The 12774-nt window shown below is 65.1% G+C and carries 13 protein-coding genes; 5 read left to right on the forward strand and 8 right to left on the reverse strand.

What is annotated here, in order from left to right; translation table 11 throughout:
- Window positions 1-957, reverse strand: a complete 957-nt coding sequence (locus tag NLM31_RS35755; RefSeq protein ID WP_256561958.1) for an N-carbamoyl-D-amino-acid hydrolase — start codon at window positions 955-957, stop codon at window positions 1-3.
- Window positions 958-1108: 151 nt separating this feature from the next.
- On the opposite strand from NLM31_RS35755, the gene NLM31_RS35760 reads away from it, so the two are divergent.
- Window positions 1109-2035 carry a LysR family transcriptional regulator gene (locus NLM31_RS35760; RefSeq protein ID WP_254195280.1) on the forward strand — a complete coding sequence of 309 codons (927 nt, stop codon included), beginning with the start codon at window positions 1109-1111 and terminating at the stop codon, window positions 2033-2035.
- 28 nt (window positions 2036-2063) lie between these two features.
- The gene (locus NLM31_RS35765; protein ID WP_254195281.1) at window positions 2064-2783 is read left to right on the forward strand and encodes a type 1 glutamine amidotransferase; all 720 of its coding nucleotides are present in this window, start codon (window positions 2064-2066) and stop codon (window positions 2781-2783) included.
- A gap of 108 nt (window positions 2784-2891) precedes the next feature.
- On the opposite strand, the gene NLM31_RS35770 is transcribed toward NLM31_RS35765, so the two are convergent.
- The 7 genes from NLM31_RS35770 to NLM31_RS35800 all read right to left on the reverse strand — a co-directional run bounded on the left by NLM31_RS35770 (window position 2892) and on the right by NLM31_RS35800 (window position 8043).
- The gene (locus NLM31_RS35770) at window positions 2892-3359 is read right to left on the reverse strand and encodes a nuclear transport factor 2 family protein (RefSeq protein WP_254195282.1); all 468 of its coding nucleotides are present in this window, start codon (window positions 3357-3359) and stop codon (window positions 2892-2894) included.
- A gap of 94 nt (window positions 3360-3453) precedes the next feature.
- Complete coding sequence (ybgC, locus tag NLM31_RS35775) at window positions 3454-3903, reverse strand: tol-pal system-associated acyl-CoA thioesterase (protein WP_254133955.1); 450 nt, start codon at window positions 3901-3903, stop codon at window positions 3454-3456.
- Between the two features lie 67 nt (window positions 3904-3970).
- Window positions 3971-4894: a metallophosphoesterase gene (locus tag NLM31_RS35780; protein ID WP_254133956.1), complete on the reverse strand. Its 924-nt coding sequence runs from the start codon at window positions 4892-4894 to the stop codon at window positions 3971-3973.
- A gap of 129 nt (window positions 4895-5023) precedes the next feature.
- Window positions 5024-6058 (reverse strand): Holliday junction branch migration DNA helicase RuvB, encoded by a 1035-nt coding sequence (gene ruvB / locus NLM31_RS35785; RefSeq protein WP_256562369.1) that lies wholly within the window; start codon window positions 6056-6058, stop codon window positions 5024-5026.
- 20 nt (window positions 6059-6078) lie between these two features.
- Window positions 6079-6696 carry a Holliday junction branch migration protein RuvA gene (gene ruvA / locus NLM31_RS35790; protein WP_254133958.1) on the reverse strand — a complete coding sequence of 206 codons (618 nt, stop codon included), beginning with the start codon at window positions 6694-6696 and terminating at the stop codon, window positions 6079-6081.
- Complete coding sequence (ruvC, locus tag NLM31_RS35795) at window positions 6693-7220, reverse strand: crossover junction endodeoxyribonuclease RuvC (RefSeq protein ID WP_254195284.1); 528 nt, start codon at window positions 7218-7220, stop codon at window positions 6693-6695. Before ruvC ends, ruvA begins: the two co-directional genes overlap by 4 nt.
- A 76-nt stretch (window positions 7221-7296) precedes the next feature.
- Window positions 7297-8043 carry a YebC/PmpR family DNA-binding transcriptional regulator gene (locus tag NLM31_RS35800; protein WP_254133960.1) on the reverse strand — a complete coding sequence of 249 codons (747 nt, stop codon included), beginning with the start codon at window positions 8041-8043 and terminating at the stop codon, window positions 7297-7299.
- A gap of 208 nt (window positions 8044-8251) precedes the next feature.
- On the opposite strand from NLM31_RS35800, the gene NLM31_RS35805 reads away from it, so the two are divergent.
- The 3 genes from NLM31_RS35805 (at window position 8252) to NLM31_RS35815 (ending at window position 12774) form a co-directional block, all read left to right on the forward strand.
- Window positions 8252-9988: a methyl-accepting chemotaxis protein gene (locus NLM31_RS35805; protein ID WP_254195285.1), complete on the forward strand. Its 1737-nt coding sequence runs from the start codon at window positions 8252-8254 to the stop codon at window positions 9986-9988.
- 188 nt (window positions 9989-10176) lie between these two features.
- Complete coding sequence (locus NLM31_RS35810) at window positions 10177-11601, forward strand: methyl-accepting chemotaxis protein (RefSeq protein WP_254195286.1); 1425 nt, start codon at window positions 10177-10179, stop codon at window positions 11599-11601.
- 708 nt (window positions 11602-12309) lie between these two features.
- The gene (locus NLM31_RS35815; protein ID WP_254133963.1) at window positions 12310-12774 is read left to right on the forward strand and encodes a (2Fe-2S)-binding protein; all 465 of its coding nucleotides are present in this window, start codon (window positions 12310-12312) and stop codon (window positions 12772-12774) included.

Here is a 12774-nt window from a genome sequence, read left to right on the forward strand (position 1 = left end):
TCAGTCCGCGTCGAGCACGGCCGGCTCGATGACGCCGGCACGCTCGGTGATCACCCTGTATTGCTCGGGCCGCCGGTGGGCGGCGAAATTGAACATCTTGTCCTTGCCCTGACGGCAGAGATCGAGGTCCAGATCGGCGACGATCACCTCGTCGGTCAGGGTCGCGGCCTGCGCGACGATGCGCCCGTTGGGATCGACGATGCAGGAGCCGCCGATCAGGCCCGAGCCATCCTCCTCGCCGGCCTTGGCGACCGAGATCGCCCAGGTCGCGTTCATGTAGGCATTGGCCTGCGTCACCAGCGTCGAATGGAAGGTGCGCAGCGAAGCATCTTCCGTGGTGCCGCCATTGGGATCATAGGCCGCCGAGTTGTAACCGATGCAGACGAGCTCGACGCCTTGCAGGCCGAGCACGCGCCAGGATTCCGGCCAGCGTCGATCGTTGCAGATCATCATGCCCATGATCGCATGCGCCCATGCCGAGCCGGCACGGAACGCGGGAAAGCCGAGGTCGCCATATTCGAAATAGCGCTTCTCGAGCTGCTGGTAGCGCGCGCCCTCGCGCGGCTCGACCGAGCCCGGCAGATGCACCTTGCGATAACGGCCGAGAATCTCGCCGTCGCGATCGACCAGGATGGCGCAATTGTAACGGCGGCCTTCGGCGGTCAACTCGGCATAGCCGACATAGAAGCCGACGCGCAGCGCACGCGCACGATCGAACAGTTTTGCGACGGCCGGGTTCGGCATGCCGTGCTCGAAATAGTGGTCGAGCGCATCGCCCTCCAGGAGCCAGCGCGGAAAGAAGGTGGTGAAGGCCAGCTCGGGAAACACCACGAGGCTGGCGCCGCGGCTCGCCGCTTCCTCCAGCATGGCAAGCATTCGCGATAGCGTATGCTCGCGCGTATCGGCTTTCTGCGTCGGCCCCATCTGGGCTGCGGCGGCGCGAAGGACACGAACCAAGACTGCCTCCAATCTGTGCGCAATGCTGCCTCAATGGGCGAATGAACCCTTTGATCCAGCATGCAAATCCGCGACCATTAGGCGCAAGGAGGGCTGCAAAAGCAATTCATCGTGCTATGATGTTTTGGCCTAGAGTATAATCGGCGGTGATATGAACCTGCGCCAGCTCGAGATCCTGCGTGCCGTCATCCGCCATCGCACCACGGTGGCGGCGGCCGACGAACTGGCACTGTCACAGCCCGCGGTCAGCAATGCGCTGAAGACGATGGAGGCGCAGGCCGGCTTTGCGCTGTTCGAGCGCGTCAACAACCGGCTGTTTCCGACCGCGGAAGCCATGGCGCTCTACAAGGAGAGCGAAGCGATTTTTGCGCTGCACGCCAAGCTCGAGAACCGCGTCCGCGATCTGCGCGAGAACCGCGCCGGACATCTTGCCATCGTGGCAACGCCGCCGCTCGCCTACAGCATCATTCCCTCCGCGCTATCGGGCTTCCTGCGCCGGCGTCCGGACACACGCGTGTTCTTCGACGTCAGGCGCTATGAGGGCATCATCGAGGGCGTGCTCAGCCGCGTCGCCGAGCTCGGCTTCGCGCTCGGGTTGACCCATCATCCCGGCATCGCGCATGAGGTGGTGCACACCGGCGAGATGGTCTGCGTGCTGCCGCCACAGCATCCGCTCGCCGACAAGCCAGTGATCTCGGCCGCGGATCTGTCAGGCCTCCCCTTCATCGGGCTCGAGCGCGGCACGCGGCTCGGCGAAGCCGTGCGCGACAGCTTTGCCCGCGCCGGCGCGTCGTTCCAGCCGACAGTCGAGGTGCGCTATTGCAATACGGCCTGCGTGCTCGCGGCCGCAGGCGTCGGCGCCGCCGTGGTCGATCCCTTCTCGCCGCGCCAGAACGGCGGGCACGGCCTCGTGGTCCGGCCGTTCACGCCGACGACGCGCGCGGTCGCCTACATGCTATGGTCGGAAGCCGAGCCGCTGTCGCGTCTGGCCAAGGCGTTTCTCGCCGAGATCCGCAAGGAGAGTGCGCAGTTGGAGCGCACAGCGCCACACCAGCAACATGGGGCAGGAAGCGACTGAGCTTCGCAATCTTTGACCTGAGGGGCACATGGCACGCATCACCATCATCGAGACCGGACAGGTTCCGCCAAAATATCGCGAACAGCACGGCTCGTTTCCGGACATGTTCGAGCGCATGGTCCACGCCGAGGATCCGACGGCCACAGTCGAAATCGTCAGCATTCCGAATGGCGATGCGCTGCCCGATCCGGGCAAGCTCGAGGCCGTGCTGATCACCGGTGCCGCCGCCGGCGTCTATGACGGGCTCGACTGGATCGCGCCGCTGGAAGATTTCGTGCGCAGCGCTTACGCCAACAAGACGCCGATGGTGGGCATCTGCTTCGGCCATCAGCTGATCGCACAGGCGCTCGGCGGCACCGTGCGCAAATCCGAGAAGGGCTGGGGCATCGGCCGGCACGTCTATCAGGTGCTGCCGGAGAACGGCGTCGTCGAGGGCGAGGCCGTCGCCATCGCCTGCTCGCATCAGGACCAGGTGATCGAGGCGCCAAACGACGCGCTCACGATCCTCTCGTCGGAGTTTACCCCGCATGCCGGCCTGCTCTACGCCAATGGCGCAACGCTGACCGTACAGCCGCATCCGGAGTTCGACGTGGAGTTCGCGCAAGTGTGCTGCGAATTGCGCGACGGCAAAGCGCCGGATGATGTCGTGGCAACGGCAAGGGATTCGCTGGCGCAGCCGATGGACAACGCGAAGCTTGGTGGAGCGATTACGCGGTTCCTCGCGCGCAAATCTGCCCCCTCATCCTGAGGAGCGGCCGAAGGCGGCGTCTCGAAGGATCGAGGCCGCCGCTGCAGCGGCGGGGCCTGCATGGTTCGAGACGCCGCGTCGCGGCTCCTCACCACGAGGGATGAGAGTTCAGAACGGATCCGTCCCCAGCCCCGGCACATTCGCCGGCCGCGGCCCGGGCGCGGCCCAGTGGAACCGGCGATCCTTCTCCGCAATCGTGATGTCGTTGATCGAGGCCTCGCGCCGCCGCATCAGGCCGTGCTCGTCGAACTCCCACTGCTCGTTGCCGTAGGAGCGATACCACTGGCCGCTCGCGTCGTGCCATTCATACTGGAAGCGCACCGCGATGCGGTTCTCGTCGAAGGCCCAGAGATCCTTGATCAGGCGATACTCCTGCTCCTTCTCCCATTTGCGGGTCAGGAACGCCACGATGGCCTCGCGGCCCTGAAACACTTCCGAGCGATTGCGCCAGCGGCTGTCCTCGGTATAGGCGAGCGAGACTTTCACCGGATCGCGCGAATTCCAGGCGTCCTCGGCCATGCGCGCCTTTTGCGCGGCGGTCTCACGGGTGAAGGGCGGAAGCGGCGGGCGCGACATGATGGCCTCATCGGTTGTTTTGGAGGCGCAATCTATCGCTGCATTTGACGGAGTCGATAGGCCGTGACCTGTCGGCCGATCACTTATCGGGCGATCAGGAAATCAAATCGGCCTTCATCAGAGCGCGGATCGATTTCGGGATCGGTTGCGCCCGGCCGCCGCTGATGAAAGCGACGCGCACCTCAGCCTTGACCAGCACGTCCGTACCGCGCCGCACCTCCTGCGCCAGCATGATGGAAGCCCCCTTCACGGCAACGGGCCAGGTCACGACATCGAGCACGTCGTCCATCCGTGCAGGTTTGAGAAAATCCAGATGCATCGAGCGCACGACGAAGGCAAAGCCCGCGCCTTCGGTCTCGGGTTGATCGAACAGCGCCTGCTGCTCGGCACCCATCAGCCGCAGATGATTGGTGCGCCCGCGCTCCATGTAGCGCAGGTAATTGGCATGATAGACGATGCCCGAGAAATCCGTGTCCTCGTAGTAGACGCGGACCTGCATGTGGTGGCGGCCGTCGCGGATCTCGCCGTCGAGATGAGCTGTCACGTCGCGAGCCTCTTCACTTGTCGCTACCGGCCCGTTTTGCGCAAAAACGGCCGGCTGCGCAAGCCGGCTAGGACACAGTTGCCACCGGCGCCCGCCCCAGCGTCACCTCGACGATCTCGGGCGGCACACCGACGCGGACCGGCATGATGCTGCAGCCGAGGCCGCCGGAGATGATGACATCGCACTTCAGCCGGAGATGGCCGTAGACGAGTGGAACGCCGCGCTGCTGCGGAAGCGCCGGCGACCAGCCGAACAGGCGGATCTGACCACCATGGGTGTGACCGGACAGCTGGAGCGCGACACGCGCGGGCACGCGCGTCGCGATATAGGGCTCATGCGCGAGCAGGACGATTGGGGCGTCGTCCGTGACCTTTGCGAGCGTCGCGGTGAGATCGTCAGCACCGAAACGCTGAGCGCGTCCGTAGCGCTGCGACGGCGCATAGGCGAGTTGATCGCCGAGGCCGGCGAGCCAGAACGGGCGCCCATCCTTGGTGAGACGCACGACGTCGTTCTCGTAGACGGGGATGCCAGCCGCTTCCAGCGCACGGTGGGCGACCGTCGGCCCGCGCCCGGCCCGCTGCACGATCTTGTCGTCCCAATAGTCGTGGTTGCCCATGACCGCATGAATACCGAGCGGCGCCTTGAGACCGCTCAGCACCCCCGCCCATTCGCTGGCCGGGATGATGCGCGTGACATGGTGATGACCGGCGACATAGTCGCCGAGCAGCACGATGAGGTCGGCGTTCAGCGCGTTGGTCCGCTCGACGATGGCCTCGATCCGGTCCAGCGACATCCAGGGATCGCAGGCATGGATGTCGGCGATGACGGCGATCTTCAGCGGAAAATCCGTCGGCCATTGCCGCGGCTTTGGATGATAGCGCGTCACGCGCAGCCGCAACACCGGCTCGACGCCGACGCCATAAGCGGCGGTCGAGACGCCGAGGGCGGAGAGACCGCCGATGGAACGGATAAGATGACGCCGATTGATCATGGAAGTCCGCTTCTGATGCACTTGCTTGATGCGGTCGGATTTGAGCGGAATTGGGGTGCGCTTGTGCAGATCGTCTGCACGAGATTACCGGAAGTTCATGACACCGGGACGCTGCGCGTCTGCGCGAGATCAATCGTCGTTTTCGTCGGTGCCGAACAGGCCGAACTGGGCTGCCGCATCGCGCGATGGCTCGGCGATACCGAGATGGCGGAAGGCGTGGGAGGTGAGCAGGCGGCCACGCGGCGTGCGCTGGAGGTAGCCGCACTGAATGAGATACGGCTCGATGATGTCCTCGATCGCATCGCGCGGCTCCGACAGCGCCGCCGCCATCGTCTCGACGCCGACCGGGCCACCGCCGTAGTTCATCGCGATGGTCGTGAGATAGCGACGGTCCATCGCATCGAGGCCGGCCGCGTCGACCTCGAGCGCACTAAGCGCATGGTCGGCAATCTTGCGGTCGATCTTGTCGGCATTGGCGGCCGAGGCAAAATCGCGCACACGACGCAACAGGCGGCCAGCGATGCGCGGCGTACCGCGGGCACGGCGCGCGATCTCGTTGGCGCCATCGGCGCTCATGCCGACATTGAGCACGCGCGCGCCGCGGGTGACGATGCTCTCCAGCTCCTCGATCGTATAGAAGTTGAGGCGGACCGGAATGCCGAAGCGATCGCGCAAGGGGGTGGTCAGCAGACCTGCGCGTGTGGTGGCGCCGACCAGCGTGAACTTCGACAGCTCGATCTTGACCGAACGCGCCGCCGGCCCCTCGCCGATGATGAGGTCGAGCTGAAAGTCCTCCATCGCGGGATAGAGCACCTCCTCGACCGCCGGGCTGAGGCGATGGATTTCGTCGATGAAGAGCACGTCGCGCTCTTCGAGATTGGTCAGGAGCGCGGCGAGATCGCCGGCCTTGGCAATCACGGGGCCTGAGGTGGCGCGAAAGCCGACGCCAAGCTCTTTCGCCACGATCTGCGCCAGCGTGGTCTTGCCGAGGCCGGGCGGACCGACGAACAGCACATGATCCAGTGCCTCGCCACGCTTGCGCGCCGCCTCGATGAAGATCGAGAGATTCTTGCGCGCCTGCTGCTGGCCGACGAAGTCGGACAGCGATTGCGGACGCAGCGCGGTGTCGCCGACGTCATCGCTGCGGCGTTCGGGCGAAACCATGCGGTTGGCCTTGGGATCGCTCACTTCGCGAGCTCCTTCAGGCCGAGGCGAATAAGCTGCGCCGTCTCGGCATTTTCACCGGCACTGCGCGAGGCCGAGGCAATCGCCGCAGCGGCCTGCGGCTGGCCGTAGCCGAGATTGACCAGCGCGGAGATGGCATCCGCCACCGGGCGCGGCGCGCGCTGCTCATCGACGGCGCCGGCGAGATGCACGACCGCGGGATCGACATTGGCGAAGGCCGGCGCCTTGTCCTTCAACTCGGTGACGATGCGCTCGGCGACCTTGGGCCCGACGCCGGGGGTGCGCGCCACGGCGGCCTTGTCGCGCAGAGCAATCGCATTGGCGAGATCGGCCGGCGCCAGCGTGCCGAGCACGGCGAGCGCGACCTTGGCGCCAACGCCCTGCACGGTCTGGAGCAGTCGAAACCATTCGCGCTCCTGGTCGGTGCGGAAGCCGAACAGTTTTATTTGATCCTCACGGACATAGGTTTCGATCGAGAGCACCGCTGCTTCGCCGGGCGACGGCAGATGCTGCAGCGTCCGCGCCGAGCAATGCACCTGGTAGCCGACGCCGCCGACGTCGAGGACGACATAGTCCTCGCCGTAGGAATCGATCAGGCCCTTGAGCTTGCCGATCATAGTCCCACCACCTTCAGCCTGAGCGCCGCGCTCTGGCGGTGATGGGCGTGGGTGATGGCGATGGCGAGCGCGTCGGCGGCGTCCGCTGACGGCGGCTCGGCCTTGGGCAGCAGGATCTTCAGCATCATCGCGATCTGTTGCTTGTCGGCGTGGCCGGCGCCGACCACCGTCTTCTTCACCTGGTTCGGCGCGTATTCGGCGACAGAGATGCCGAACATTGCGGGCGCCAGCATGGCGACGCCACGGGCCTGGCCGAGTTTCAGCGTCGCGACGCCGTCCTTGTTCACAAAGGTCTGCTCGACCGCGGCCTCCATTGGAGTGTGATGGGAGAGAACAGCCGTGAGCCCCTCATGGATCGCGAGCAGCCGGCTCGCCAGCGGCAAATGATCCGGCGGTTCCACCGAACCGCAGGCGATATAGATCAAGCGGTTGCCGTCGGCCTCGATCACGCCCCAGCCGGTGCGGCGCAGGCCGGGGTCGATGCCGATGATGCGAACGGGTTGGCGAATCGGGAGCGCGGTCATGGGCCAGTGATAGCGGTTGGCCCATGATAGCGAAACAGAAACAGAACAGAAGTCCCCGGAGAAAGGGGCCTGTACCCTACCCGCCCATCTTGGCGATCAGCGCGTCCGAAATCTCGAAATTGGCATAGACGTTCTGGACGTCGTCGTGCTCGTTGAGCAGGTCCATCAGCTTCAAGAGCTTCTCGCCAGTCTCGTCGTCAACGGCGACTGTGTTCTGCGGCTTCCAGATCAGCGCGGCCTTGCGCGGCTCGCCGAACTTGGCCTCGAGCGCCTTGGCGACGTCGCGGTAGCCTTCGGTCGAGGCGTAGATCTCGTGTCCGCCTTCGCCCGAGACCACGTCGTCGGCGCCGGCCTCGATTGCGGCATCGAGCACGGCATCGTCATCGGCGACGCTGCGGTCGTATTCGATGATGCCGGTGCGGTCGAACATGAAGGAGACCGAGCCGGTTTCGCCGAGATTGCCGCCGGATTTGGTGAAGAAGGAGCGGATGTCGGAGGCGGCGCGGTTGCGGTTGTCGGTCAGGGCCTCGACGATCACGGCGACGCCGCCGGGGCCATAGCCCTCGTAGCGGATCTCGTCATAGTTCTCGCCCTCATTGCCGAGCGCCTTCTTCACGGCACGCTCGATATTGTCCTTCGGCATATTCTCCTGGCGCGCCGCGATGATGGCCGCGCGCAGGCGCGGGTTCATGTTGGGGTCGGGCGTGCCGAGCTTGGCTGCGACAGTGATTTCCCGCGCCAGCTTGCCGAACAGCTTCGACTTCTGGGCATCCTGCCGGCCCTTGCGGTGCATGATGTTCTTGAATTGGGAATGTCCGGCCATGCGTGATCTTCTCTAGGGAATCGTGCGCCAAAGGTGAGCTTGGGGAAGCGCGGCCTTATAGGCCGCCAACCCACCGGAATGAAAGAGCCTCTCATACTTTAAGGTAATACAGTAGTTGCCCGTGCCCGGAAGTCAGGCATCGTTAACCCTGATTTCATTCCGGCTTGCGAAAATGGCCTCCGCCCGTCTCCCGACAAGAGTAGACCCGATGGCGTTCGCATTATTTCGGAAGCGCCTGCCGGATACGGCCGCACCGGCCCCAGCCCTGCAGGCTGCGCAGCCGGCGGCCGCACCGGCCACCGAGGTCGATTCGGCCCGTGAAATCCTGGAACTGCTGGAACTCGAGCTCGGCGCCATGATCCGCCAGCTCGAGCGCGCCGCCAATTCGGTCGCGGGCGGCGCCGAGGCGACCGCGGCGACGCTGGCCGATATCCGCCAGCGTACCGATGCGCTGACCGGGCGGACCAACGCCGCGCAGTCGAACGCCTCGGGCTTTGCCCATGCCGCCGACAAGTTCACCCAATCCGCGCGAGGCATCGGCGCGCAGGTCCGCGAGGCCGGCAAGCTCGCCGATGAGGCCAGCGCCGCAGCACAAGAGGCCCGCGCCAATGTCGACCGCCTGCGTGAATCCTCCGCGGCGATCGGCAATGTCGTCAATCTGATCGCCCAGATCGCGCGGCAGACCACGCTGCTCGCGCTCAACTCCACCATCGAGGCCGCGCGCGCCGGTGCGGCCGGCAAGGGCTTTGCCGTCGTCGCCACCGAGGTCAAGGCGCTCGCGGTGCAGACCCAGGGTGCCACCGAGGAGATCTCCAGGAAGATCGACGCACTGCAGCGCGACGCCGCCGGCTCGGCGGACGCGGTGCACCGCATCTCGCAGGCGATCGAGGCGATCCGCCCGGTGTTCGACACCGTCAACGGCGCCGTCGCCGAGCAGACCGCCACCACCGGCGAGGTCTCCGGCAACGCGGCCAACGCATCGCAGTTCATCATCGCGGTCGGCGAAAGCGCGGCCGAAATCGACGCCGCGACCAAGGCCGCCGAGACCCATGGCGAGAACGTCGCCAGCGCCGGCAAGGCCGTGACGACCTTTGCCCAGAAGCTGAAATCGCGCTGCGCCGTACTGCTCCGCCAGAGCGAGCATGACGACCGCCGCAAGACCGAACGGCTGCCCTGCCACCTCAGATTCGAAACTCCGCGCGGCATGCTGCCGGTCTACGAGATCGCGATGGACGGCGTCTTGATCGGCGGTGCGGAAGCAGGCCGGCTGGCGCCGCAGGCGATCATCGACGGCAGCCTCGAAGACGTCGGCGCCTGCCGCCTGCGCGTGATCGAGCAGTCCAAGGCCGGCGCCCGCACGCAATTCGTCAGCCCGAACGCCGCGCAGCGCGAGAAGATCGAAGACAAGCTCTGGTCGATCCACGAGGAGAATACCGAGTTCGTCACCCGCGCGATGGAGGCCGGCACCGCGCTGACCCGGATTTTCGAGCAGGCCGTCGCGCGCGGCGAGGTCAGGATGGATGACCTCTTCGACACCGACTACGCCGAGATATCAGGCACCAATCCGCAGCAATACCGCACAAAATATCTGGACTGGGCCGACCGCGCGCTGCCGCCGTTCCAGGAAGCCTTTCTCGCCAAGGAACCGCGCATGGCGTTCTGCGCCATGGTCGACCGCAACGGCTTCCTGCCGGTGCACAACAAGATCTACTCGCATCCGCAGCGGCCGGGCGACGCCGCCTGGAACATGGCCAACAGCCGCAACCGCCGCATCTTCAACGATCCGGCGGGGCTGGCCGCGGCGCACAATTTGCGGTCGTACCTGATCCAGAGCTATGCGCGCGACATGGGCAACGGCAACACCGTGATGATGCGCGAGATCGACGTCCCGATCCGCGTGCAGGGCCGGCACTGGGGCGGATTTCGCACGGCTTACAAGCTGTAGGGCATGGTCCGAAAAAGTGTGCAGCGGTTTTTCGACAAGACCATGCCCAAACTCAAAAACTAAGGCGCGAATTGTGCCTTAGTGCGCTCTCGGGCAAGACGCGGCCCGCGAATCACGTCTTTAAGTGAAGTTGGAATGGGAATGCCGCGGAGGGCCGGCGAACGGCTCTGACTTGAGGAAGGCCGTAAATGTCCCTCGCCCAGCTTGCAGTCATGGACACCGGATCCAACCGGACGCTCGCCGAGCGGCTGATCGACCAGCTCGCCGACCGCATCGGCGGCCTCGGCGTCGAGCTCGCCGACATCGCCGGCAATGTGCAGGAGGTCGCCAACCGCGTCGCCAACCAGTCGGAGCGGTTCCATCACCTGCAGAAGACGGCGGAGACCATGGTCTCGGCCAACCACGATATCGCCAACGCCTCGCAGGCGGTGCAGTCGACCACATCGGCGGCGGTCGGCGAGATCGCGCAATCGCGCGGCGCGGTCGACACCGCGGTCAGCCATATCTCCGAGCTCGTCGCGGCCGTGGAACGGATCGAGGTGCGCCTCTCCGCCGTCGGCTCGGCGCTGGCGCAGGTCGCAAAAGTCTCCGGCTCGATCGAGGCGATCGCCAAGCAGACCAATCTGCTGGCGCTGAACGCAACGATCGAGGCCGCGCGGGCCGGCACTGCCGGACGCGGCTTTGCCGTGGTCGCAAGCGAGGTCAAGAACCTCGCCGAGGCAACCCGGCAGGCCACCCACCAGATCTCCGACACCGTGCGCGATCTCGACGGCCAGATCGAAGGCCTGATCGGCGAGAGCAGCGACGCGTCCCAGCGCGCGAAGACAGCCGGCGAAGGTGCCCAGCAGATTTCCGGCATCATCTCGCGCGTCCAGCAGGGCTTTGCCTCGGTGGAAGCCGAGATCGACAGCGTCACGCGTGCGGCGACCTCCAATCTCGGTCATTGCGACACCGTCATCAACGAGCTCAACGAGCTCGCCAAGGGCGTCGACCTTTCCTCGCGCGATCTCCGGAGCGCCGACCAGCGTGTCACGAAACTGCTCGATACCTCCGAGGGGCTGATCGCGCTGATTGCCGACAGCGGCGTGGAGACATCGGATGCGCCGCTAATCCGCGTTGTCGTCGACACCGCCAAGCGGATCTCGGCCGAGTTCGAGGCCGCGGTCGATCGCGGCGAGATCACGCTCGACCAGCTCATGGATGAGAAATACCGGGAAATCACCGGCACCGATCCCAAGCAGTACAACACCGCCTATGTCGACTTCACCGACCGGGTGCTGCCTGCGATCCAGGACCCGATCCAGAAGTCCGACCCCCGCATCGTGTTCTGCGTCGCCTGGGCCAAGGGCGGCTATTTGCCGACGCACAATCCCAACTACCGGCTGCCGCAAGGCAAGGACCCGGTCTGGAACAACGCCAATTGCCGCAACCGCCGCCTGTTCACCGACCGCGCGGTGAAGAAGGTCGCGGCCAACACAAAGCCCTTCCTGCTGCAGACCTATCGCCGCGACATGGGTGGCGGGCAATTCGTCCTTATGAAGGATTTGTCGTCGCCGATCGTGGTCCGCGGCAAGCACTGGGGTGCGTTCCGGATGGGATTCCGGCAGGGCTGACGATTGCTGCTGCAACTCCTGAACAAAAACCTGCAAAACAACCCCATGCACAGTAGCGGGGCGAGGTGGATCAGCGGCTTGCGCCGGCAGGCCACGACGTAGCTTGACTCGTCGGGCAAAACACCGGCATAATGCTATTATTCCGAAATCACGCAATCTCGTCGCCGCTGTCTCCAGCAGGAGGGAGCAGTCGCAGCCGACGTCTTGGCGACCGCCCGAGCAAGCGCCTCGTCCTTCGAGACGACCGCTTCGCGGTCTCCTCAGGATAAGGCTGAGCAGCGTCGGCGTCGTTTGAAATTGCTGCCGCGCACGCCGCCCTCATCCTGAGGGCCCGCCGCAGGCGGGCGTCTCGAAGGATGGCTGCGGGCGAGCTAACTGATCTCGTCGAAGCCGATCATCACCCGCCTTTCGCAATCGCACGAGTTTCGCCTTCGCACCGTTTTGCGAATTCGCACGGTGATGTGCGACGGCCATAGACGCCGATGATGCAAAAGCGTCAGAAAATGACGCGTATCATATCAATTAGCCCAAAACCGTTGCAGCTATTCCTGCACAAATTCGTGAACGTCATGGCCTGATGCTCCGGCAAAGCAAATATGCATTGCCGGAAATTTCGACGCTTCATCGTTTCACATCGGTATGATTATTGTCGCGCGCGAGCTCGCCAACTAGATCGCCGTAAGCGATCCGGCGAAGAAGGGGATGCATATGGCAACGACACTCACCATCAATGGCGAAACGAAATCCTTCGACGCGCCGCCCGAAATGCCGCTGCTGTGGGTGCTGCGCGACATCCTCGGCATGACCGGCACCAAGTTCGGCTGCGGCATCGCGCAATGCGGCGCCTGCACGGTGCATGTCGACGGCAAGGCGGTGCGCTCCTGCGTGCTGCCGATCAGCGCGGTCGCAAACCGCGCCATCACCACCATCGAGCACGTCGGCAGCACGCCGTCAGGCGCGAAGGTGCAGAAAGCCTGGTTAGAGGCCGAAGTGATCCAGTGCGGCTACTGCCAGTCCGGCCAGATCATGTCGGCCGCGGCGCTGCTGGCGGCAACGCCCAACCCTGACGATGCCGACATCGACGCGGCGATGGCCGGCAACATCTGCCGCTGCGGCACCTATGTGCGCATCCGCGAGGCCATCAAGCTCGCCGCCTCCGGCCGTCAATCGTGA

This window comes from Bradyrhizobium sp. CCGUVB4N (assembly GCF_024199945.1).
Lineage (GTDB): Bacteria > Pseudomonadota > Alphaproteobacteria > Rhizobiales > Xanthobacteraceae > Bradyrhizobium.